Raw genomic sequence first — 22,083 nt, 5'->3', positions numbered from 1 at the left:
CCTGGTTCCCCACCAACCCCCCACCCCACACCACCGACCTCCCCACCTACACCTTCCAACACAAGCGCTACTGGCTGCCCGACGTGGTTCCCTCGGACACCGATCCGAGGACGGCCGATGAGGACCTGTTCTGGTCCGCTGTCGAAGACGGCGATATGGAGGCGCTTTCCGACACGCTGCGCCTCGCGGAGGACAGCGACTCGCGCTCATCGTTGGCCGCGGTCTTGCCTGCGCTCTCCGGCTGGCGCAGGGAGGGCCGGGAGCGGTCCGTCCTGGATTCGTGGCGCTACCGGGTCCAGTGGCAGCGCCTGACCGATCCCGCCGACGGCCCGCTGGCCGGTCCCTGGCTTGTTGTGCGGCCGGGGGAGGGTGGAGCCGATGGCTGGGTGAACGCCTGCGTCGGGGCCTTGACCGCGGGCGGCGGCTCGGTGCACCAACTCGACGTGGAGGCGGACGCCGGGCAGGAAGCCCTCGCCGCTGCCCTGCGCGCCCGGTACGCCGACGGACCGCCCCCGGCTGGTGTGCTGTCGCTGCTGGCGCTGGGCGAGCGTGCGGCGCTGCCCGCGGTGGCTCCCGGTCTGACCGGCACGCTTGCCCTGCTTCAGGCGCTGATGGACGTGGGGGTCGAAGCACCCCTGTGGTGCGCGAGCCGTGGCGCGGTCTCCGCCCACGTCTCCGATCCCCTGGACTCCCCTATGCAGGCGCAGCTGTGGGGACTCGGCAGAGTCGCCGCCCTTGAACATCCCACGCGGTGGGGCGGCTTGGTGGACCTGCCCGCGGACCCGGAGAGGCTACGCGCCGCCCACTTGCGCGCCGTCCTCACCGGGACGCTTGGGGAGGACCAAGTGGCGTTGCGCGCCGACGGGTTGTTCGGGCGCCGACTGGTGCCTGCCCCGGTGGGCGACAGGGCACCGCGACGTAAGGGGGTGCCGCAGGGCACCGTCCTGGTGACGGGCGGCATCGCCGGACCGGCCGCGTACATCGCCCGCTGGCTGTCGGAGGGCGGTGCGGAACGCGTGGTGCTGCTCGACCCCGAGGGGCCGGCCGCGCCCGGCGGCGGCGACCTGGTGGACGAGCTGTCCGCGCACGGTACGGAGGTGGTGATCGCGGACTGCGACGTGACCGACCGTCCGGGGCTCGAAGCCCTCGTCGAGCGGCTGGCCAAGGCCGATGCCCGGATCGGCACGGTCATCCACACGTCGATGTCCGGAGAGCTGACCCCGCTGGCAGACCTGTCGGCCGGTCAACTGGCGGCGGCGGTCTCCGCCGACCAGGCGGGCGCAGGACGGCATCTGGAGGAGATCTTCGGCCTCGGCCCTGACGACACCGTGGTCTTCTTCACCTCCGTCGCCGCCGCCTGGGGAAGCCGGGACCACGGGGCGTACGCCGCCGCCAACGCGTATCTCGACGCGTTGGCACAGCGCCGCCGGGCAGCGGGCGGCCACGCGGTCTCGATCGCCTGGGGACTGTGGGACCTGCCAGGCCCTGGCGGCGAACAGGGCGCCTCGGCAGGCGCGCACATCGACCGTTCCCGGCGGCAGGGCCTGGCGCCGCTGGCACCCCCGCTGGCCCTGGCCGCGCTACGTCAGGCACTTGAGCACGATGACGCGGAGGTGGCGATCGCCGACGTCGCGTGGGAGACGTTCGCGCCGCTGTTCACCCTGGCCCGGGCCGGCAGGCTGTTCGACGGGGTGCCCGCGGCTCTGCGCGCCATCGAGTCCGCGCGGGCGCCCGCCGAGGAGGAGTCCGCCGATGGCCCGTCGCCGCTACGGCAGGAGCTGGCCGCCGCCGCCCCCGACGAGCGGATCAGCCGCGTGCTGACCCTCGTACGTACCCACGTAGCCGGGGTTCTGCGGTATCGGGCGGCGGAGCAGGTGCAGCCGGACCGCCCGTTCAAGGAACTGGGATTCGACTCCATCGCCGCCGTCGAGCTCAGGAACCGGCTGCGCGCCGCCACCGGTGTGAGTCTTCCGGCGACCGCGGCCTTCGACCATCCGACGTCCAGTGCGCTGGCGGGGCACTTGCTGACCCGGATACTTCCCGCCGAGCACGCCACGGAGCACGCGGCGGCCGGGCGTCTCGACGAGATCGACGCGGCGCTCGCCGCGCTGTCGGTGGACGATCCCCGGCGCACCGGCCTGGTGAACAAGGTGAAGGCCCTGCTGTGGAAGTACGAGGCGGCGGCCCAGCCGGAGGAGGCGGCGGACGAGGAGGATCTCAGCGCGGCGACCGCCGACGACGTGTTCGCGCTCATCGACCGCGAGCTCGGCGCCTGACCCACCCCGGGGGCCCGCCTCCACCGGGGTGGCCCCCGGCCCGCCGGGGCTCCGCCGGTCCGGGGGGCGAGGAACACCGGAGCGAAACCCCTCCATCAGCCTCAGCCCGGTGCCTCAGCCCGGTGCCTCAGCGCGGTGCCTCAGCCCGGTGCCTCAGCCCGGTGCCTCAGCGCGGTGCCTCAGCGCGGTGCCTCAGCGCGGGTCGAGCGGTGTGAGAACTCCGAGCCGGTCCTCGATCGCCTGGGCCGCGCCCAGGCACAGGTCCTCCCGGAACGCGCGCCCGACGACCTGCACTCCGCAGGGGAGCACGTCGACCACCCCCGTCGGCACGGCCACACCGGGCACGCCGACGAAACTGGTCACGGAGCACAGCCGCATGCCCGACCCGACCCGGTCCCGGCCTGCCCTGTCGCGCGACTCCAGCCCCGGCTCGACCGGCGGCTCGGTGAACGACGGGCCGAGCAACAGCGGGTATTCGTGGAGGAATTCGGCCCATGAGCGGCGGATGTTCATCCACGTGCCCGTCAGCTTCATGAACTCGTCCGCGTTCACGGGCGGTGTCTGCTCCATCGCCATCTCGATATAGCGGTCACCGCCCTCGCCGAGCAGCGTGCGCACCACCGGCCAGGTCGGGGCGAACTCGGTGACGGTGATCCGGCCGTAGGCCTCCAGGGCCTCGTCCAACCGTGGTACGTCCTCCACCTCGCGCACGTCGTATCCGGCGTCGCGGAGCGCGTCGGCCGCGGTCGCGATGGCTTCGCGCACCGAGGGGTGGACGCCGTGCCCGCCAGGGTCCGCCACGACCGCGACCTTCACCGGCCCCGGGAGCGGTTCGCCGTAGGCGGGCACCGGCACGGCCCGCGGGTCTCGCGGATCGGTCCCGGCCAGCACCTCGTACGCCAGCCGCAGGTCGCCCACGCTGCGGGCGAGCGGGCCGTCCGTGACCAGGAACTGGGACGCCGGGCCGGGGTCGTCCGCGCTGAGGACGCGGTGGTCCGCGGGGAACCGGCCCGTGGACGGTTTCAGTGCGGCCACACCGCAGAACTGGGCCGGGATGCGCACCGATCCACCGGAGTCGTTGCCGAGCCCGAGCGCCGCCATGCCCGTGGCGACGGCCACCGCATCGCCGCCGCTGGTGCCGCCCGGGGTCCGGCCGCTGTCCCACGGGTTGACCGTGTCGCCGAACAGCTCGCTGCGCGTGTGCATCCCCGCGAGGATCAGGGTGGGTATGTTGCTGTGCCCGATGGGGATGGCCCCGGCCGCGCGCAGCCGTGCCACCGGGGGTGCGTCGGCCTGTGCCACCAGATCGCGGAAGCGCGCCGTGCCGAACGTGGTCGGCACACCCTCGACGGCGGTGCTCTCCTTCACCGTGAAGGGCACGCCCGCGAGCGGCCCCAGCGCCTCGCCGGCGGCCCGCCGACGGTCCGTCTGTGCCGCGGCCTCACGTGCGCGTTCCGCCAGGAGCTGCGTGACGGCGTTCACTCGCGGGTTGACCTCGGCGATGCGCTCCAGGTGACTGCTGATCAGTTCGACAGCTGAGACGTCTCCGCCGCGCACCGCCTCCGCCTGTGCGGCGGCCGGCATCTTCCACAGGGCGTCCTGCATGGTCTTTTCCCTCCTCATCCACGTACCGAAAACCACGTACCGAACCACGTACCAATGCGCTTGCATCGGAACCGTACCCTGGAACCGATACGAACGCATCGCATAAAGTGCGCGGTGAAGGCAGAACGCTGCGCGACAGGAAGGCGACCGGGTATATGCCCAGGCAGGTGGACCACGTGAGCCGACGCCGCCTCATCGCCGAGGCCGTCTGCCACCTCGCCGACGAGCGCGGACTGGAGGGCGTGACCCTTCGGGACGTCGCCGCCCGCGCGCAGGTGTCGATGGGCGCCGTTCAGCGCTGCTTCCGCACCAAGGAAGAGATGCTCGTGTTCGCTCTCGGGCACGTCGGCGAGCGGATCAACGAGCGCGTACGGGCCCGCCTCGTCAGGAGCCCGGCCCAGTCGGCCGGCACCGCCCTGGGCCACGCGGCCACCGAGATCTCACTGCTCCGGGAAGAGCACCGCGCCGAGGCCAGGGTCTGGCTCGCCTTCGTCGCGCAGGCGGCTGTCACCGAGGCACTCGCCAGGACGCTCAAGGCGAACTACACGGCATCGCAGGAGGCGTTCACCCGCCTCATCTCGGAAGCCGACGAGGACGCCGACCGCGCCGTGCCCCTCGATCCGCAACGCGAGGCCCGTACCCTCCTCGCCCTCGCGGACGGCCTCACCACACACGTCCTCATCGGCCACCTCACCCCACGAGAGGCGCAGGACGTCCTCCACGCACACCTGGGCGGCCTCTGGGAGCGGCCGGTCCGGCCTCCTCACACCACCTCGGACACCCCGGGCGCACGCTGACCCAGCGGCCACCATCAGGATCGCCGCCCCGCGGTCGGCGCCCCCTCCGCAGGTGTGTCCGGTCAGTCCGGCTGGTGAGGCCCGGCGCCGCCCGCCGTGCGCGATTGGACGGCGCGTGCCAGCCCGAGCAGGTCATCGGCGACCAGGCCGGGATGCTGGGCATGCAGGTCGTGGTCGGAGTCGGCGTACGCGCGCAGCGTCGCGTGCGGCAGCATGGCGGCGGCCACGTCGACGGCCGCGTGGAGGCGTTCGACCAGAGTCCGGATGCTCGGCGACCACCGACGGCTGTCCTTGGGGAAGGCGGGCATCAGCAGCACCGGGGCGGTGACGGCGGGAAACCACCGGAGCGGCGAGTCGTCCCACAGGCTGCGCACCATCGATGTCCGCTGCTCGGAGGAGAGCGGCGAGGTCAGCGCCCCCTGCTCGTTGACCCGCAGGGAGGAGAGCGACGCTTCGATCGCCGCCGCTGACCAGCTGGGGTGGATGGCGCGCAGGTAGTCCCGCATGCGTGCGGTGCTGACCCCGGGGCCGTCGACTCCTGGCAGCGACACCATCGAATTGATCACTGCGAGGAACACCTCCCAGGCCCCGTACACCTCGGCCGGTACGGTCCAGCCGCCGTCGACCAGGGCCAGTCCGGCGACCAGCCCGGGATGCTCGGCGGCCAGGCGCAGCCCGAGGTGGGCACCCAGCGAGTGACCGGCGACCACCGCACCGGTCAGCCCCAGCGCGGCGCAGACAGCGACCAGGTCCGCGGTGGCCGTGTCGGTGTCGTATCCCGTGTCCGGCGAATCCGACTTGCCGTGGCCGCGCAGGTCGACCGCGTACACCGGATGGCCCGCCACGGCCAGCCGGTCAGCGACCTCACCCCACGTCCCCGCGCTGGAACCCAGGCCGTGCACCAGCAGGAACGGGGGCGAGAGCGTTCCGGCATGGTGCTGGACACACAGCTTCACGTCGTCGGCCACGGGAACGAAGAGGTTCACGCCGAGGAGCCCTTCAGTGTCACCGGCAGCCGGGTGAGCTGCCTGCTGTTCGGAATCGCTCTCCAGGCCAGCCTTCCGGGGTCCACGGCGAGCGCGAGGTCCGGATACCGGGCGAGGAGAGCCGAGAACGCCACCTCGGCTTCCTGGTTGGCCAGGGAAGCGCCCAGGCAGAAGTGCGCGCCATGCGAGTACGACAGATGCTGAAGGCCCGCGCTGTCGGGGCGGCGGGTGATGTCCAGCAGGTCCGGGTCGGTGTACCGGTGCGGGTCGCGGTTGGCGGAGCACAGGACGGCCTGTACACCCTCACCCTGCTTGATCACGGTGTCGCCGATCGTCACCTCTTCCGCCGCGTAGCGCATCATGGTGGTGAGGACGGGGCCGCACCAGCGCAGGAGTTCCTGGACGGCTCCGGGCATCAGGGTGGGGTCTTGGCGGAGCAGGGTGAGTTGGTCGGGGTGGGTCAGCAGGGCGGCGACGCCGTTGCCGATGAGGTGTGCGGTGGTCTCGTGTCCGGCGATCATCAGGGTCAGCACCATGGTGATCAGCTCGGTGTCGGAGAGGCGGTCGCTGTCCTGGTCGTGCGCCTGGGTGAGCCCGGTGATCAGGTCATCGGCCGGATCGAGCCGCCGCAGCTCCGCCAGTTGGAGGATGTACGCGCTCATCTCCACGAGCATGGTGTCCATCCGCCGCGGGTCCATGCTCATGTAGTCGCCACTCCAGCCGCGCCACTTCGGCCTGTCCTGGACGGGGACTCCCAGCAGTTCACAGATGACCGTGATCGGCAGCGGGTAGGCGAAGTGCTCGACCAGATCGACGGTGTGGTCGTCGCCCGCGTGACCGCGGAGGGTGTCGAGCAGGTCGCCGGTGACGGCCTCCACCCGGGGCCGCAGCGCCGCGACGCGCCGTGCGGAGAACGCCCGGGTGATGAGCTTGCGCAACCGCGTGTGCTCCGGCGGGTCGGTATGCACCATGTTCCCGGCCAGGTAGGGCACGCGGCTTCGGGAGATCCCGATCATGCCCAGCATTTCCGCCCGGGCGTCGATGCTGACGCCCGGCAGCGAACGGGAGTTGTTGACGAAACGCCGGTCGGTGAGCACCGCGCTCACGTCGTCGTAACGGGTGACGATCCAGACCAGGCTTCCATCCCCATGGCGCCCCCGTGCGACCCGGGTCTCCTCCCGGATGCGCCCGAAGCCGCCGTACGGATCGGCGATCAGCCCGGGGTCGTTCAGCGAGTACTCCCGCGGAGTGCGCCCTGTGTCGTCCATGGATGCCCTTGTCGCTCGTCGGCTGCCGCGTGATGGTCCCCTGCGGGGGTTGTGCCGCGCCCGGGGGGCTAGCGGCTGCTGTCGCGGGGCTTCTCCGCGGAGACGAGTACGTAGTCGAGCTTCGCCGCGCGCTCCTCGATGAGCCGGAGGAACATCCGCATGCCCCTGAGCTGGGACGGGCTGTAGTGCTGGTTCTCCGGTGCGGCGAAACGCCCGCGGGTGTAGTCGGCCTGCGGCTGGTACACCCGGTCGGTGATGTTCCTGACGTTGACGTTGGTGAAACCGGCCTGGCTCAGGCGCTGGGCGTAGACGCCGCGCGGATACCAGTTGGCGGTCAGGTTCACCGTGTTGCGCCACCAGTCCCCAAGGCGGTCGACCAGCCGCTTCTTGCCGGTGGGCAGGGTGCGCGGCACCGGGTCCGTCGTCGCGAGGACACCGCCGGGGCGCAGCACCCGGAACGCCTCCTCCAGGAACCTCTGCCGGGTGTCGAAGTGCACGGACGCCTCCAGTGCCACCACCCGGTCGAACGACCCGTCTTCGAAGGGCAGTGAGGTCGCCGATCCCACCCGCAGGTCGAGCTTGTCGCTGAGGCCCAGCTCCTGGGCGCGCTGCCGGCCGACCTGGACCTGGCTCGGGGTGACGTTGATGCCGACGATCCGGTCCGGCTTCCTGGTCTTCAGCCAGTGGAAGTCCTGCTCGGCGTAGCCGAAGCCGACGTCGAGCACGCGGTCGCCCGCCGTGATACCGGCCGCCTCGCCGAGTTCCTCCGCGAGCGCCTCGCACGCCTCGTCGTGGTCGTCGCAACCGGGGGACCAGTAGCCGAAGTTGACGTACAGGCTCTTGATGCCCAGGAAGTCCCGGTACACGCTCTTGTTGGTCAGCCGCCGGTTGTTGAGTTCGTAGAACGAGCGGACCCTGACCTCGGGAGAGGCGGTGAGATAGCGGACCACGCGCGACAATTTGACGACACCGTCCCGCAGGGGGGAGCTGCCGCGATTCTCGATAATGACTCGATCGCCCATCTTCTGCCTTCCGCTCTCCCGGAACCGCCCGAGGAGGTCTGGGATGTGTGTGGGTTCCGCTGGGCCGGACGAGTCGGCACAGCTGCTGGGCCGGGCGAGCCGCCCGTGGATCGTGGGTCGCGGCTCTGGAGGCCCACTGGACAAGGTGCGGCCAGTCGCCCGGCGGGGCGTCATGACGTAGGCGTCCCCAGCCGCAGGGGCAGCCGCGCGAGCTGCCGGCTGTAGGGCAGCGGCCTCCATTCCAGCTTTCCGGAATCCATGGCGAGCGCGAGGTCCGGATACCGGGCGAGGAGAGCCGAGAACGCCACTTCGGCTTCCTGGTTGGCCAGGGAAGCGCCCAGGCAGTAATGCGGGCCGTGGGAGTAGCCGAGGTGCGGTGGGCCCGCGGTGTCGGGGCGGCGGGTGAGGTCCAGCGCCTCGGGATCGCTGTATCGCCGCGGGTCGCGGTTGGCGGAGTCCAGTACCGCCTGGACGTGGTCGCCCTGTTTGATCACGGTGTCGCCGATCGTGACGTCCTCGGTGGCGTAACGCAGCGTGGTGATGACGGCGGGGCCGCACCAGCGCAGGAGTTCCTGGACGGCTCCGGGCATCAGGGTGGGGTCTTGGCGGAGCAGGGTGAGTTGGTCGGGGTGGGTCAGCAGGGCGGCGACGCCGTTGCCGATGAGGTGTGCGGTGGTCTCGTGTCCGGCGATCATCAGGGTCAGCACCATGGTGATCAGCTCGGTGTCGGAGAGGCGGTCGCTGTCCTGGTCGTGCGCCTGGATGAGTCCGGTGATCAGGTCGTCGGCCGGATCGGCCCTGCGCAGAGCGGACAGTTCCCGCAAGTACGCGCTCACCTCGGCGAGCGTGGTGTCCATCCGCCGCGGGTCCATGCTGTTGCAACCCCGGCTCCACTCCTGCCACGCGGGCCTGTCCCGGGTGGGCACGCCCAGCAGTTCGCAGATGACCAGGATCGGGAAGGGCACGGCGAAGTGCTCGACCAGGTCGACGGTCCCGCCGCTGTCAGCGTGAGCGGGGAGCGTGTCGAGCAGTTCCCCGGCGATGGCCTCCACCCGGGGCCGCAGCGCGGCGATCCGCCGCGCGGAGAAGGCCCGGGAGACGAGCTTGCGCAACCGCGTGTGCTCGGGCGGATCGGTATGCACCATGTTCCCCGCCAGGAAAGGGATATACGCCTTCGAGATGCCCAACTTGCTCAGCACCTCGGCGTACCCGTCGGTGCCGCCCGGCAGCGACCCGGAATTGACGACGAAGCGGCGGTCGGTGAGCACGGCTACCACGTCGTCATGGCGCGTGACGTTCCAGGCCGGGCAGCCGCCGAAGGGGTCGCCGATCAGCTCGGGACGCCTCGCCGGACATCCGTATGACGTCTTCTCCCTGGTCATCGATGAACTCCCTGGTCGCTCTCGGTGGGGCCCGAAAGGCACTGCGCCGCCCTGCCCGGTCAGCCGTTGTCGTCGCTGTTGTCGGTGAGTGCTTCGGCGATGTAGTGGGCGAGTTGGGTGGGTGTGGAGTATTCGATGACGGCGACGAGGGGGATTTCGACGTTGGTGAGGGTCATGAGGTTGCGGATGAGTTCGAGGGCTTTGAGGGAGGTGAGGCCCTGTTCGACGAAGTTGCTGTCGTCGTCGATGGTGGCGTGGTCCAGGACGGTGGCGGTCTGGGCGCGTACGGCTTCGCGCAGGATGCGTTCGTGTTCTTCGGGGGTGGCGGTGGCGAGTTCCTGGCGCAGTGCTTCGCCGTCCGCTACGAGCTGGTCCTCGGCCACGGTGGTGTCCGGCTGGGTCATGGGTGCCTCGTCCTGTCACGTTGCCGACCTGCGGGGGCCGCGAGGAGACACCGGTGGCCGACGGCCACCGGCGGTGGTTCCGGCTCTCGGGATACGGGACTGCCGGAAGATCGGGATACCGGCCCGCCGGGATGCCGGACTGCCGGACGAAGATCCGTGCGAGCGTCCCGGCCATCGTGTGCCAGCGCTCTAAAGGCGCACCAAACGGGGGCCCGTGGGCGCTTTAGCGAGGCGTTATCGCGGCCACCGACCATCGGTCGGCGGACCCGTGTGAGCGTCGAGGAGCAGGAGCGGGTCCGTGTGAGCCGTCGACGACCTGCCGGATCACCGAGCGCTCAGGAGGAGCGTCATGACATCCCAATCGGCTGTGCCGCCGACCCCGACCCCCGACCAGATGGCCGGTTACTACGGCGCGCTGGGGCCGCTGCTGCGGATGGCCTGGGGCGACAACTTCCACTTCGGGTACTGGGACGGCCCCGAGGACAAGAGCTCGGTCGAGGAGGCCACCGACCGGTTCACCGACCTGCTCGCCGAGCGGCTGCGGGTAGGGCCCGGTGACCGGGTGCTGGACGCGGGCTGCGGCATCGGCAAGCCCGGGCTGCGGGTGGCGGCTTCCACGGGAGCCCATGTGCTGGGCATCAACATCAGCCACGAGCACGTGGCGCAGGCGAACGAGCGCGCCCACGCGCAGGGAATGGCCGAGCAGGCGGCCTTCCAGTACGCCGACGCCATGGACACCCCCTTCGAGACCGCCTCCTTCGACGCCGTACTCGCACTTGAGTCGATCATCCATATGGACCGGCCCACGGCGCTACGGGAGATGGCACGCGTCCTGAAGCCCGGCGGGCGGCTCGTACTGACCGATGTGTTCCCGATGAGCGAGACGCCTCAAGGGCCAGGGTTCGCCGGAAGCACGCCCCCACCCGACGACGACCCCGACATCGCCTCACTGGTCCACTTCGACGACTGGCCGGGCCTGGTAGCCGACGCCGGCCTGCGCCTCGACGAGCTGACCGACGTCACCGACAACATCAAGGGCACCTTTCCCCGGATGCTCGACAGCTTCCTCAAGCACCGGCGGGAGTTCGAACGCCGACACGGCGTCAGCCTGGAAGAGGTGCTGAGCTCCAGCACGGTCACGCACCCCAATCTTCCCTCCGCGGGCTGCCTGGTCATGGCGGCGCACAAACCCTGACCCGCCCGCGCCCACTTATGTGATGCGCACCCGCGGCGGCCGACGGCCGTGCGACGCCTGCATACGATGTGCGCATGCTGGCCTATGCCCCCGCGGTCTTGTTCTTCGTCCTCTTCTGCCTCGGCGTCCTGCGTGACCGCCGCCGGTTCGGCAACGCCGTCCATCTGGGGCTCGCCGTCACCTTCGCGCTGATCGCGTTCATAGCCAAGCTCGGCCAGTCGGACTCGATGCTGGGAGACGTCGCGGTCGCCGCCGCGCTGACGCTGCCCGCGCTGGGCGTCGTCATCCTCGCGTGCTTCCTGATCACCAACGGTGTGAAGATGGTGCGCAAGGAAGGCCGGGGCCTCACCAACCTGCTGTCGCTGCTGGCCGGACTGAGCATCTTCGCCGTCATCGGGCTGCTGATCACCGCGGTGGCCCTGGGCTCGCCCACCCTGCTCGTGGTCGGAGGCACCGCGGTCGGACTGATCGGCTACGTCTCCTTCCTCTTCCTGTGCTTCGTCGGCTACGCCTTCCTGTACGGGCGGCTGTGGGTCCGCCGCAGCGCCGACTACGTGGTCGTCCTCGGCTCCGGCCTCGTCGGCGGGGACAAGGTGCCGCCGCTGCTGGCCAGCCGGCTGGACCGCGCGCACGCCGTGTACGAGCGGCTCGCCCGGCGCGGCACGCCGCCCATGCTGCTGACGTCCGGCGGACAGGGAGCTGACGAGAGCCTTCCCGAGTCCCACGCGATGGCCGACTACCTCATCGCGCGCGGCTTCCCCGCGGACCGGATAGAGCGGGAGGACCGCTCGCGTACCACCGAGGAGAACCTGCTGTTCAGCAAGGCGATCATGGAAGAGTCGAACCCGGGCTACCGGTGCGTCATCGTCACCAACAACTACCACGCCTTCCGCGCGGCGTTGGTGGCGCGCAGGACCGGTGTCAGGGGCCAGGTCGTGGGCTCCCCGACCGCGGCGTACTTCTGGCCCAGTGCGACGATCCGCGAGTTCGCCGCGGTCTTCCTCGCGTACAAGGTGATCAATCTCGGTGTCTGCCTGCTGCTCGTGCTCGGCGGTGTTCTCATTCTGTCGAGCCGCTGACACGAGGGCCGGAGCCTTACAGTGACGCCATGTACTCGACCCAGGTCTCCCGGTACGTGCGTGCCCCGCGTCCGGTCGTCTACCGGGCGCTTGTGGACGCTGAAGCGATCGCGAAGTGGCGGGTGCCGGACGGCATGAGCAGTCACGTGCACGCGTTCGACGCCCGCGAAGGCGGGAGGTTCCGCGTCTCCCTCACCTACGACGCGGCGACCGGCACCGGCAAGTCGGCCGCGCACACCGACACCTACCACGGCCACTTCGCGAAGCTCGTGCCGAACGAGCAGGTGGTCGAGGTGTTCGCGTTCGAGACTGACGACCCCGCCATGCGCGGCACGATGACGATGACGACCACGCTCACCGACGCCGACGACGGCGGCACCGATGTCCTTGTGGTGCACGAGGGGATTCCCGGCGGTGTGTCCGCCGCCGACAACGAGACGGGCACGCGCATGGCGCTGGCGAACCTCGCCCGGCTCGTTGAGGCGAACGAGGCGCCCCGCTAACCCGACCGACATGTCCCGCCGGAGTCGCCCGGTCAGCCGTTGTCGTCGCTGTTGTCGGTGAGTGCTTCGGCGATGTAGTGGGCGAGTTGGGTGGGTGTGGAGTATTCGATGACGGCGACGAGGGGGATTTCGACGTTGGTGAGGGTCATGAGGTTGCGGATGAGTTCGAGGGCTTTGAGGGAGGTGAGGCCCTGTTCGACGAAGTTGCTGTCGTCGTCGATGGTGGCGTGGTCCAGGACGGTGGCGGTCTGGGCGCGTACGGCTTCGCGCAGGATGCGTTCGTGTTCTTCGGGGGTGGCGGTGGCGAGTTCCTGGCGCAGTGCTTCGCCGTCCGCTGCGAGCTGGTCCTCGGCCACGGTGGTGTCCGGCTGGGTCATGGCGATCTTCCTGTCCTGTCGGTCCAGTGGGTGATACGGCACCGGCCCCGGCCCGCACCGGATGGGGTGCGTCGTGAGCCGGGCGCGCCGCGACTAGGGGTGTCCGGCGGGTCACGCGTGCCCGGCATCGGGCTGCGTGTGGTGTGCCCCGTCAGGGGCGAGGGGAACTGTGCGACCAGCCACGACGCACCCGCGGTCCGCGACGCACGGACAGGGGCGCCCTCGCCCCAGCACGATCCCCCCGGACACGGCTCAGTCCAGCGGTGTCAGCGGCGCTCACGGCCCCGTGGCACCGCCGGAGCCGGGCTTCTCGGCGACCGCGATGGCGTAATCCATCAACGACGCCCGCATCCGGGTGAGCCGCATGTGCACGCGCAGGGACTGCTGGTGCTTGAAGGAGCTGAAACGCGGGTCACGCAGGAGCACCGTGCAGCGCTTCTGGGCGAACTCGGCACCGGGAACGTAGACCCTGTCGGTGATGTCCCGGACGCGGACCTCGGTGAATCCCGCCTGCCCCAGGCGTGCGGCGTAGACGCTGCGCGGGTACCAGTTGTCCGCGGGGATGATCCGCCTGCGCCGCCACTCGTCCAGACGCGCGAACAGACTCTTCCTGCGCGGCGGCGTCTGGGGCGGCAGCGGGTCGGCCGTCGCGAGGACGCCACCGGGACGCAGCACCCGGAACGCCTCCTCCAGGAACTTCTGCCGGGTGTCGAAGTGCACGGACGCCTCCAGCGCCACCACCCGGTCGAAGGCCGCGTCCTCGAACGGCAGCGACGTCGCCGACCCCACCCGCAGGTCCAGCCTGTCCCCGAGGTCCAGCTCCGCGGCGCGGCGCTGCGCGGCCCGGACCTGGACCGGGGTCACGTTGATGCCGACGATCTGCTCCGGCTTCCTGGTCTTGAGCCAGTGGAAGTCCTGCTCGGCGTAGCCGAAGCCGACATCGAGGACGCGGTCTCCGGCGGTGATACCGGCCGCCTCGCCCAGTTCCTCGGCGAGCGCCTCACATGCCTCGTCGTGGTCGTCGCAGCCGGGAGCCCAGTAACCGAGGTTCACGTACTGGCTCTTGACACCCGTGATCTCACCCCAGGGACCGTTGTTGTGCATGCGGTCCAGGAGCTCGTAGAAGTCGCGCACCTTCTTGTCGGGGGACGCGGAGTCGCGCCGTGAGGCAGGCGGTGCGGCTTGCTGGGTCTGCGGCCTGCCGCCGCGCTCGTCGTTGGTCACTGTGTCACTCATCCCCGATCTGGCGGCCGTCGGAATGACCGCTGGTGTGTGCTGGTCGCAAGGTTTCCTCCAGCCAGTAGCGCTGACGCTGAAAGGCATACGTAGGCAGGGGCACCGTGCGCGGCTGCCGCGCATGGCCTGCGAAGAGGGCGGTCCAGTCGACGGTGGTGCCGCTGGTGTGCAGCCGGGCCAGGGCGCGGGTCAGCGTCGTCGCCTCCGGCCGGCCGGGCTCGGCGGTGTCCAGCACGGTGGGCGCGGACACACCCCGCTGGGCGTCGGCCGGCGGCTCGGCCGTGACCGGGCCGGGGCCGAGGTTCAGGAGCAGACCGGCCCCGGTGCGCATCGCCGCTGCCTCAGCGGGCCGCTGGAGGCACTGAAGCCAGTGGTCGGCGGTGGTGATCTCCTCGCAGACGGGCTGCCCGGTGCGGCCGTCGGTGACCGGGGTGACCGGCTTGTGGTACTCCAGCGTGCCGAGGATCTCGCGCAGCCGGTCCGGCACCGTGGCCCCGGCCTGGCCCGCGAGGGCGGTCCGCACGGCGACCAGCCGGCAGGCGCCGGGCAAGCCGAGGACGCCGCCCACATGGGCGGCGGCGATCTCGCCGACGCCCTGGCCGACGACCGAGCCCGGCCTGACCCCGGCCGACAGAAGCAGCCGCGCCAGGGCGACATGCCAGGCGAACAGCCCGGCCCGGGCGTACAGAGGATGGCCGGACAGCTCCGGCCCGCCACTGAACACCACCTGCCGTACGGGACGTTCCAGCCCGGCGTCGAACTGCTCGCACACCTCGTCGAACGCGGCGGCGAACACCGGGAACCGCTCGTACAGACCGCTGCCCAGACCCGGCTGGGGGCCGCTCAGCCCGCTGAAGACGAGCCCGGCCCGCCCGGCCTTGTCCGCGGGGGCCGGCGTCTCGTCGCTGACGATCACCGCGGGATGTGTCTCACCGGACGCCAAAGCGGTAAGTCCCGCGAGGAGTTCACCGTGCCCCGCCCCTACCACGACGGCCCGGTGCTCGAAGGCGGACCGGGTCGTGACCAGGGACCAGCCCACGTCCACCGGCGAGAGCCGCGGCTCGGCCGCGACGTGCGCGGCCAGCGCGGCGGCCTGTCCCCGCAGCGCCGTACCGCTGCGCGCCGACACCACCCACGGCACGACCCCGCCCGCCGTCACGGGCTCGGCCGGTCCGGCCGGGGCCGCCGCGCCGGGCGGCTCCTCCAGGATCAGATGCGCGTTGGTGCCGGAGGCGCCGAACGCGGACACCCCGGCCCGGCGCGGCTCCTCACCGCGGGGCCAGTCCACGGCCTCGGTCGTCAGACGTACCGCGCCCGACTTCCAGAGCACCAGGGGGCTCGGCCGGTCGATGTACAAGGTGGGCGGCAGCAGTTCGTGCCGCATCGCCATCACCATCTTGATCACCCCCGCGATACCGGCGGCGGCCTGGGAATGCCCGATGTTGGGCTTGATGGACCCCAGCCACAGCGGCCGGCCGTCCGGGCGGTCCTTCCCGTACGTGGTCAGGACGGCCTGCGCCTCGATGGCGTCGCCGATGGCGGTGCCGGTGCCATGTCCCTCGATCACCCCGACGTCGGCCGCGGTCAGCTGGGCGTCCTCCAGGGCCTCGCGGAACAGCTGCTGCCTGCTGGGGCCGTTGGGGGCGGCCATACCGGTGCCGGCACCGTCCTGGTTGACCGCCGTACCACGGATGACCCCCAGAATCCGGCGGTCGTTGCGTTCGGCGTCGGACAGCCGCTCCAGCAGGACGAGGCCGGCTCCCTCACCCCACACCATGCCGTCGGCGGCCGCCGAGAAGGGCTTGCACCGGCCGTCGGGGGCGAGTTGGCGCTGGCTCGACGCCAGCAGGAACGTGTTGGGGGTGTACATGACGGCGGAGCCCCCGGCCAGCGCCAGGGAGCACTCGCCGTACCGCAGCGCCCGGCACGCGAGGTGCGTCGCCGCCAGCGACGACGAGCACGCGGTGTCCAGCGAGATGGCGGCGCCCACCAGGCCGAGGGTGTACGCCACCCGGCCCGAGGCCACACTCGCGGCGTTGCCGTTGCCGAGGTAGCCCATGAGGTCACCGGGCGTGTACCGCAACCGGGAGGCGTAGTCGTGGTACGACACCCCCGCGTACACCCCGGTCGGGCTGCCACGCAGCGCGCGCGGATCGATACCGGCGCTCTCCACGGCCTCCCAGGCGACGTCGAGCAGCAGCCGCTGCTGCGGCTCGACGGCCAGCGCCTCCTCGGGGCTCATCCCGAAGAACTCGGCGTCGAAATCGGCCGCGTCGTGCAGGAACCCGCCCTCCCTGGCGTAGGACGTGCCGTGGTGGTCAGGGTCGGGGTCGTAGAGGTTGTCCAGGTCCCAGCCACGGTCCGTGGGGAAACCGGACACGGCGTCCCGCTCCTGTGCCACCAGCTCCCACAACTGCTCCGGCGACCTGACGCCCCCGGGGAACCGGCAGGCCATGCCCACGATGGCGACCGGCTCGTGCCTGCCGGCCTCGGCCTCCCGCAGCTGCCGCTGAGTGCGGTGCAACTCGGCCGTCGTCCACTTCAAATAGTCGACGAGCTTGTCTTCGTCCGTCATGGAGGACCGGCCTTTCCGGCCCTTGCGGCCGGTACGGGGGAAGCGGGCCGACCGCCGGTCATCCGGGGTCCCTCGCGCCCACCGTGCTCCGTGGCGCCAGGCCCACCAGGTCCAGCTCTTCTGGGCGCAGCGGCGGCGCGGTCAGCTCCGGGTGCATCCGGTCCCGCTGCATGAGCGAGAGGAAACCACTGGAGCCCAGCTCCGACTGGGGCGCGTTCATGCTCATCACCTTGGTGACCACGTCGCAGACCGCGGGCGAGCGGATCGACCGCCCGGCGACGAGGTCGGCGAAGCTCTCGCGGGCCGCCGCACCGGCGGTCAGCCGGATGTCCGTGGCACGGCTGCGGCAGTTGACGTACTCGACGTCCTTGGACGCCGCCATGATCCACGGGTCGTCCACCCCCGCGCTGATCGCCCGCTGTGCCCGGTGCGCCGCCCCCGGCCCGAAGGGCCGCCCCAGATGGTCGTCCAGGGTGGCGGCGGCGCGCGCGGCCGCGCTCATGCCGTGGCCGTAGATCGGGTTGAAGACGGCGAGCGCGTCGCCGAGGACGAGCAGCCCGTCCGGCCACCGCTCCAGCCGCTCCGGATACAGCCGCCGGTTGATGCCGAGGTGCGAGGAGACCACGGGTGTCAGCGGTTCCGCCCTGCTGAGGAGATCCGCGATGAGCGGATCACGCAACGTCCGCGCCCACGCCAGGTAGTCGGCGTCACCGGAGGGCAGTTGCGAGCCCCGGGTGCAGGACAGGGTCACGATCCACTGGCCGTTCTCCTGCGGGTACATCGCCCCGAAACGGCCGGCCTCACGAATCCGGTGGTCGGCGGATACGTTGATGGCGGGGAAGGACTCCGCCGCCCCCTGCGGCGCCTGGTACATCCTGCTGGCGTACGCCATCCCCACATCGACGACGTCCTCCTCGACGGAGGGCAGGCCCAGGGCCGTCAGCCAGTGCCTGAGGCGGGAACCGCGACCGGCGGCATCCACCACCAGATCCGCCTCCAGCAACTCCCGCGTCCCGTCCTCGACATCGCGGACCCGGACCCCGGTGACGCGGCTGCCGTCACCGGTCAGTTCCAGGGCCTCGGTACGCTGCCGTACGGTGATCCGCTCCGACGCCAGAATCCGCTCGCGGACCATCCAGTCCAGCAACGGGCGGGTGCACATGAGGCCGAACTGCCGCGACGGGAAGCGATGCTGCCAGCCGTGGGACGTCAGCGTCACCAGGTCGTCGTGGAAACGGATACGGCGGGCGCCCGCGGTCAGGAGCTGGTCGGTCACCCCCGGCAGCAGGTCCTCGACGATACGGGCGCCACCCGACCACAGGATGTGGCCATGGCGTGCCTGCGGGGTTCCCTTGCGGTGCCGTGGCCCGTCGGGCAGCACATCGCGTTCCACCAGGGTGACGGTGTCCATGTGGCGAGCCAGCACGTGGGCGGCGAGCATGCCCGCCCAACTGCCGCCCAGCACTATTCCATGTTGGGGTTTACTCACGTTCCCGTACCTCCACGACACGGATGATGGTCGGCTCCGCTTAAGTGGTGCTTGAACTGCTGCCCTTGGCCAGATCTCCCATCTGGGCGAGGGCCTTGGTGACGGCCGTGAACTGCGCTACCCCGGTCGGCTGGGGCCCGTCCCCCACATGCGTGTCGGTCACACCCCAGAACGCCTGCACGTGATGGCTCAGACCGTCGTCGCCGATCTCCATGACGCCGATGATGTGAAAGGTCAGCTTCGTCGGGATGTACACCGTGATAGTCGACGGCACCACGACCCACCGGCCGTCGATGGACGTCACCGCGCGCCCCGGCTCCTCAAGGACGTCGCACTTCATGGACCAGGCGATGCGCCGACGCAGATCCTCCTTCCCGATGAGCGGAGGCGTGCCCACCGGGTCCTCGAAGCGCACATCGTCGGAGAAGAGCGCCAGAACGCCTTCCAGGTCACGGGCGTTGATGCGCCGTGCGTACTCCAGGGCCAGGTTCTTCCTGGCCGCCTCATCCGGCATGGGGCCTCCCTTGTGAGCCGTGCGTGGGTGTCAGTCCGCTACGTCGATGTCGGAGCGTCCCCAGAACGTCCGCAGCTCATCGATGAGCCCGTCCTTGCCGGTGCGGATCATCAGGACGTACTCGCACTTGAGGCGCTTGCCCCGCGGGTCGGCGGGAGCCGTCAGCCAGCCCCGGTCGGCGAACACCGGGCCCTTGGGCAGGTAGTCCATGACGGCACTGACCGGCACCAGCGCGTGCAGGCCGTCCTGCCCGGCGACCGGCTCACCCGGCGACTCGGTGAGGTGGGCCTCGACGCTCTTCTCGAAGTGCTCGCGCAGCGCGGCGCGTCCGCTCCGCCGGTCAGAACCGACCGGGTCCTCGAAGCTGACCTCGTCCGCGTACAGGCCGAGGAGTCCCTCGACATCCCCGGCGTTCAAGCGGCGGCTGTGCTCCAAGATGAGCTTCTTGCGCCTGCGTTCGTCAATCAACGGGTGCTCCCCTCGCGTCTCCGTTACTGCCTGCCCTGCCGAGTTCGCGGTCGATGAAGTCGAAGATCTCGCCGGCGGAGGCAGTCTCGATCCGTCCGGTCACGGCGTGTTCCGCCTGACCGCCGTGCAGTTCGTCCAGCCTGGTGAACGTCGCCTGGAGGCGCTTACGCAACGCCGCCGCCGATGCCTCGTCCTGGGCGGCGGTCAGCAAGGCCCCCTCCACCCTGTCGAGCTCGCTCAGCATCGAAGCGAGCAGGTCAGCCCCTCCCGGGACCAGTTCGGCGCACAGCTGCCTGGCGAGCGCCTCGGGACTCGGGTAGTCGAAGATGAGCGTGCTCGGCAGCTGGAGACCGGTGGCGGCGACCAGTCTGTTCCGCAGCTCAAGAGCGGTCAGTGAGTCGACACCGAGTTCAAGGAAGCCGCGCTCGGTCTGGAGGCGGCCCGGATCGGCGTGCCCCAGCACCGCGGCGGCGTGCGTGAGCACCAGATCGAGCACCACGCCGTGCTGCTCCTGCGGCGGCAGCGCGGCGAGACGGCCCGCCCAGTCCACCGAGGACCGCCCGGCCGCGGCGCGCCGAACGACGCCCGCACCGGCCAGCCCGTGCGGGGGAGCGGGCAGCGCGACGACGGAAGGGCCGGCCGGGGCGCGAACATCCATGTCGATCGCGAGCAACTGAGGGCCACCGTGCCGCATGGCGGCGTCGAACAGGGCCAGCCCGTGCCGCTCGCTCAGCGCCTTGATCCCCCCACCGCTCTCCCAGGACTCCTCGGCCCAAGGCCCCCACACCAGCGACAGCGAGGGCAGCTCAGCGGCGCGGCGGCGGACGGCCAGCGCGTCACACAGGGCGTGCACGATGCTCCGCCCGGCTTCCTCAGGGCCACGGAGCGGGGCAGCGACGGGGGAGAAGACGACGAACCGCGCCAGCGGCAGATCCCCGGCGGCGGCGTGGATGTTGGCGGTGGCGGCCCACGCCGACTCCGGGTCCGCCGCCAGGGGCACGGTGTGGATGACAGCGGTCAGCGGGTGCGCCGGGTCGGCACCGGCGATGAGCCCGTTGACGGCGTCAGCGTCGGTGAGGTCGACCTGTACGGTCCGTACGCTGCCCCCGGCTTCCGCCAGCCGACCCACCTCGGGGAGATCCGGGCCCGCCAGAACCACATGCTGAACGCCCTGCGTACGGACCAGGTGCTCGGCGACGAGATGAGCCGCTGGACCGCCACCCGCCGTGATGAGGACCGTGCCCTCGGGATCGAGGACCGGCGGCCGGGCCTCCCCGGCGGCGGCCCGCACCAGGCGGGGGACCAGCAGCCGCCCGGCACGCACGGCCACCTGCGGTTCACCGCTGCCCACCGCACGCGCCACGGCGCTGGCAGCGTCCTGAGTGTCCCCGGTGTCCCTGGCGTTCCCGGTGTCCCCGGCGTTCCCGGTGCCGGTGCCGGTGCCGGTGCCGGTGCCGGTGCCGGTGCCCGCGTCGCCGGTGTCCGCGTCCAGGTCGATGACGACGAAGCGGCCCGGGTCCTGCGCCTGGGCACCGCGCATGAGTCCCCAGACCGTCGCGCTCACCAGATCCGCACCGCCGGGTCCCGCACCCCGGGTGACGACCCCCAGTCGGCTGCCACCCAGCCTCGGCTCGGCCAGCCAGTCGCGCACCAGCCGCGCCAGGCTCTCGGCGACCTGCGGGGCCTCTTCTGACGGCGCGGTGCGCGGCTGGGTCAGGACGAGGGGAGGCGCGGGAGCTCCGGCGTCCAGCGCGAGGACCAACGCGTCCAGACCGGCGTACGACGTCCCACCCAGGCCGGACGCATCGGGGCCGAGCACGACCCACTCGTCCCCAGGGCTCACCGTGTCGTCCGGCGCGGACGGCCGGGGCATCCACTCCACGGCGAACAGCCCATGAGCAGCACCCCCGCTCGCGGCGCGCAGCTCGTCGGTGTCGGCAGTACGCATCGTCACCGCGTCGGCGGTCAGGACCGGCGCACCGACCGCGTCGGACAGCACCAGCCGTACACCGTCCTCACCGCCCGACCGCGGCGTCAGCCGGACGCGGACCATCGTCGCCCCACCGGCCCACAGGGAGACCCCGCGCCACGCGTACGGCAGCCACACCTGCCCACCGGCGGGCGGCGCGCCGTGCGACGCGCTGTCGAGCAGCGCCGGGTGCAGCGCCGCGTCCAACAGCGCCGGATGGACACCGAACCCGCCGGGCCGCTCCCCGTCCTCGGGCAGCTCCACCTCTGCCAACAGATCCGGCCCGTCCCGCCAGAGGGCCCGGACTCCCTGGAAGACGGGGCCGTACCCGTATCCGCGGGCGGCGGCTCGTTCGTAGAAGGCCGTGACGTCCACCGGCTCGGCACTCGGCGGCGGCCACACGCCCGCCAGTTCCTCCCCCTGACCGGGCACGGACGCGGCGCTGAGCACCCCCTCCGCGTGACACCCCCAGTCGGCGTCATCACTCCCGGCATCGGCGTCATCGGGACGGGAGCAGATCCGCACCGCACGCTGCCCGTCCTCACCGGTCGGCTCCACCACCACCTGCACCCACACACCCCCGGACGCGGGCAGCACCAGCGGAGTACGCGCCACGAGTTCCCGGACACCGGCGCAGCCCGCCTCGTCGGCGGCGCGCAGCGCCCATTCCACGAGCACAGCACCGGACACCAGCACGGCGTCCGAGACCTGATGCTCGGTCAGCCACGGGTGCGTGCGCTGCGAGAGCCTGCCGGTCAGGACGAGCCCGCCACCGGCCAGCCTCATCGCTGTCGGCAGCAGCGCATGCCCCAGCTGCCGCAGCCCCACCGCGCCCACATCACCGACTCCGCCAGACGCGTCCAGCCAGTAGCGCTTGTGTTGGAAGGTGTAGGTGGGGAGGTCGGTGGTGTGGGGTGGGGGGTTGGTGGGGAACCAGG

Annotated in this window: 18 protein-coding genes; 5 read left to right on the top strand and 13 right to left on the bottom strand. The window is 71.3% G+C overall.

Features of this window, described 5'->3' with window-relative positions; translation table 11 throughout:
* The coding region (locus AC5P1B_RS35200; RefSeq protein ID WP_493892102.1) for an SDR family NAD(P)-dependent oxidoreductase at positions 1-2,276 on the top strand (2,276 nt) is incomplete at its 5' end.
* Between the two features lie 192 nt (positions 2,277-2,468).
* Here the strand turns inward: AC5P1B_RS35200 and AC5P1B_RS35195 are convergent.
* Positions 2,469-3,881, bottom strand: coding sequence for an amidase (locus AC5P1B_RS35195; RefSeq protein WP_493892101.1), 1,413 nt, complete (start codon positions 3,879-3,881; stop codon positions 2,469-2,471).
* Between the two features lie 155 nt (positions 3,882-4,036).
* Here AC5P1B_RS35195 and AC5P1B_RS35190 point away from each other — a divergent pair, with 155 nt between their 5' ends.
* Positions 4,037-4,678, top strand: coding sequence for a TetR/AcrR family transcriptional regulator (locus AC5P1B_RS35190; protein WP_493892100.1), 642 nt, complete (start codon positions 4,037-4,039; stop codon positions 4,676-4,678).
* A gap of 62 nt (positions 4,679-4,740) precedes the next feature.
* Here the strand turns inward: AC5P1B_RS35190 and AC5P1B_RS35185 are convergent, their stop codons facing one another.
* From AC5P1B_RS35185 to AC5P1B_RS35165, 5 genes are all read right to left on the bottom strand, one after another.
* The gene (locus AC5P1B_RS35185; RefSeq protein ID WP_493892099.1) at positions 4,741-5,664 is read right to left on the bottom strand and encodes an alpha/beta fold hydrolase; all 924 of its coding nucleotides are present in this window, start codon (positions 5,662-5,664) and stop codon (positions 4,741-4,743) included.
* On the bottom strand, positions 5,661-6,932 hold the full coding sequence (locus AC5P1B_RS35180; protein ID WP_493892098.1) for a cytochrome P450 family protein: 1,272 nt from the start codon (positions 6,930-6,932) through the stop codon (positions 5,661-5,663). The genes AC5P1B_RS35185 and AC5P1B_RS35180 overlap by 4 nt, the downstream gene beginning before the upstream one ends.
* A 68-nt stretch (positions 6,933-7,000) precedes the next feature.
* Positions 7,001-7,954, bottom strand: coding sequence for a class I SAM-dependent methyltransferase (locus AC5P1B_RS35175; RefSeq protein WP_493892097.1), 954 nt, complete (start codon positions 7,952-7,954; stop codon positions 7,001-7,003).
* A gap of 170 nt (positions 7,955-8,124) precedes the next feature.
* Positions 8,125-9,336 carry a cytochrome P450 family protein gene (locus AC5P1B_RS35170; RefSeq protein WP_493892096.1) on the bottom strand — a complete coding sequence of 404 codons (1,212 nt, stop codon included), beginning with the start codon at positions 9,334-9,336 and terminating at the stop codon, positions 8,125-8,127.
* 59 nt (positions 9,337-9,395) lie between these two features.
* Positions 9,396-9,740 carry an acyl carrier protein gene (locus AC5P1B_RS35165; RefSeq protein WP_493892095.1) on the bottom strand — a complete coding sequence of 115 codons (345 nt, stop codon included), beginning with the start codon at positions 9,738-9,740 and terminating at the stop codon, positions 9,396-9,398.
* Between the two features lie 349 nt (positions 9,741-10,089).
* Between AC5P1B_RS35165 and AC5P1B_RS35160 the strand changes: the two genes are divergently transcribed.
* The 3 genes from AC5P1B_RS35160 (at position 10,090) to AC5P1B_RS35150 (ending at position 12,517) form a co-directional block, all read left to right on the top strand.
* The gene (locus AC5P1B_RS35160; protein WP_493892094.1) at positions 10,090-10,935 is read left to right on the top strand and encodes an SAM-dependent methyltransferase; all 846 of its coding nucleotides are present in this window, start codon (positions 10,090-10,092) and stop codon (positions 10,933-10,935) included.
* Between the two features lie 74 nt (positions 10,936-11,009).
* Positions 11,010-12,014, top strand: coding sequence for a YdcF family protein (locus AC5P1B_RS35155; protein WP_493892093.1), 1,005 nt, complete (start codon positions 11,010-11,012; stop codon positions 12,012-12,014).
* 29 nt (positions 12,015-12,043) lie between these two features.
* The gene (locus AC5P1B_RS35150) at positions 12,044-12,517 is read left to right on the top strand and encodes an SRPBCC domain-containing protein (RefSeq protein WP_493892092.1); all 474 of its coding nucleotides are present in this window, start codon (positions 12,044-12,046) and stop codon (positions 12,515-12,517) included.
* Between the two features lie 32 nt (positions 12,518-12,549).
* On the opposite strand, the gene AC5P1B_RS35145 is transcribed toward AC5P1B_RS35150, so the two are convergent.
* The 7 genes from AC5P1B_RS35145 to AC5P1B_RS35115 form a co-directional block, all read right to left on the bottom strand.
* Positions 12,550-12,894 (bottom strand): acyl carrier protein, encoded by a 345-nt coding sequence (locus tag AC5P1B_RS35145; RefSeq protein WP_493892091.1) that lies wholly within the window; start codon positions 12,892-12,894, stop codon positions 12,550-12,552.
* Positions 12,895-13,170: 276 nt separating this feature from the next.
* Entirely contained in the window at positions 13,171-14,130 is a 960-nt protein-coding gene (locus tag AC5P1B_RS35140) for an SAM-dependent methyltransferase (RefSeq protein ID WP_493892090.1), read from the bottom strand.
* Entirely contained in the window at positions 14,123-16,705 is a 2,583-nt protein-coding gene (locus tag AC5P1B_RS35135) for a type I polyketide synthase (protein WP_493892089.1), read from the bottom strand. Before AC5P1B_RS35135 ends, AC5P1B_RS35140 begins: the two co-directional genes overlap by 8 nt.
* Before the next feature lie 58 nt (positions 16,706-16,763).
* Positions 16,764-18,194, bottom strand: a complete 1,431-nt coding sequence (locus AC5P1B_RS35130; RefSeq protein ID WP_493892088.1) for an NAD(P)/FAD-dependent oxidoreductase — start codon at positions 18,192-18,194, stop codon at positions 16,764-16,766.
* A gap of 40 nt (positions 18,195-18,234) precedes the next feature.
* Positions 18,235-18,708, bottom strand: coding sequence for a nuclear transport factor 2 family protein (locus tag AC5P1B_RS35125; RefSeq protein WP_493892087.1), 474 nt, complete (start codon positions 18,706-18,708; stop codon positions 18,235-18,237).
* A gap of 30 nt (positions 18,709-18,738) precedes the next feature.
* Positions 18,739-19,176, bottom strand: coding sequence for a nuclear transport factor 2 family protein (locus AC5P1B_RS35120; protein ID WP_493892086.1), 438 nt, complete (start codon positions 19,174-19,176; stop codon positions 18,739-18,741).
* Positions 19,169-22,083 (bottom strand): type I polyketide synthase (locus AC5P1B_RS35115; protein WP_493892085.1); only part of this gene is annotated, 2,915 nt, incomplete at its 5' end. The genes AC5P1B_RS35115 and AC5P1B_RS35120, both read right to left, overlap by 8 nt.

It is taken from the genome of Streptomyces sp. A01 (assembly GCF_059026195.1).
The sequence above is the reverse complement of the archived record's forward strand: the minus strand, read 5'-3'. Positions and strand labels throughout refer to the sequence as shown.

Coding starts and splice junctions, on each gene's coding strand:
- AC5P1B_RS35195 (WP_493892101.1), bottom strand. CDS start 3,881: ATGCAGGACGCCCTGTGGAAGATGCCGGCCGCCGCACAGGCGGAGGCG.
- AC5P1B_RS35190 (WP_493892100.1), top strand. CDS start 4,037: ATGCCCAGGCAGGTGGACCACGTGAGCCGACGCCGCCTCATCGCCGAG.
- AC5P1B_RS35180 (WP_493892098.1), bottom strand. CDS start 6,932: ATGGACGACACAGGGCGCACTCCGCGGGAGTACTCGCTGAACGACCCC.
- AC5P1B_RS35175 (WP_493892097.1), bottom strand. CDS start 7,954: ATGGGCGATCGAGTCATTATCGAGAATCGCGGCAGCTCCCCCCTGCGG.
- AC5P1B_RS35170 (WP_493892096.1), bottom strand. CDS start 9,336: ATGACCAGGGAGAAGACGTCATACGGATGTCCGGCGAGGCGTCCCGAG.
- AC5P1B_RS35165 (WP_493892095.1), bottom strand. CDS start 9,740: ATGACCCAGCCGGACACCACCGTGGCCGAGGACCAGCTCGTAGCGGAC.
- AC5P1B_RS35160 (WP_493892094.1), top strand. CDS start 10,090: ATGACATCCCAATCGGCTGTGCCGCCGACCCCGACCCCCGACCAGATG.
- AC5P1B_RS35155 (WP_493892093.1), top strand. CDS start 11,010: ATGCTGGCCTATGCCCCCGCGGTCTTGTTCTTCGTCCTCTTCTGCCTC.
- AC5P1B_RS35150 (WP_493892092.1), top strand. CDS start 12,044: ATGTACTCGACCCAGGTCTCCCGGTACGTGCGTGCCCCGCGTCCGGTC.
- AC5P1B_RS35145 (WP_493892091.1), bottom strand. CDS start 12,894: ATGACCCAGCCGGACACCACCGTGGCCGAGGACCAGCTCGCAGCGGAC.
- AC5P1B_RS35140 (WP_493892090.1), bottom strand. CDS start 14,130: ATGAGTGACACAGTGACCAACGACGAGCGCGGCGGCAGGCCGCAGACC.
- AC5P1B_RS35135 (WP_493892089.1), bottom strand. CDS start 16,705: ATGACGGACGAAGACAAGCTCGTCGACTATTTGAAGTGGACGACGGCC.
- AC5P1B_RS35125 (WP_493892087.1), bottom strand. CDS start 18,708: ATGCCGGATGAGGCGGCCAGGAAGAACCTGGCCCTGGAGTACGCACGG.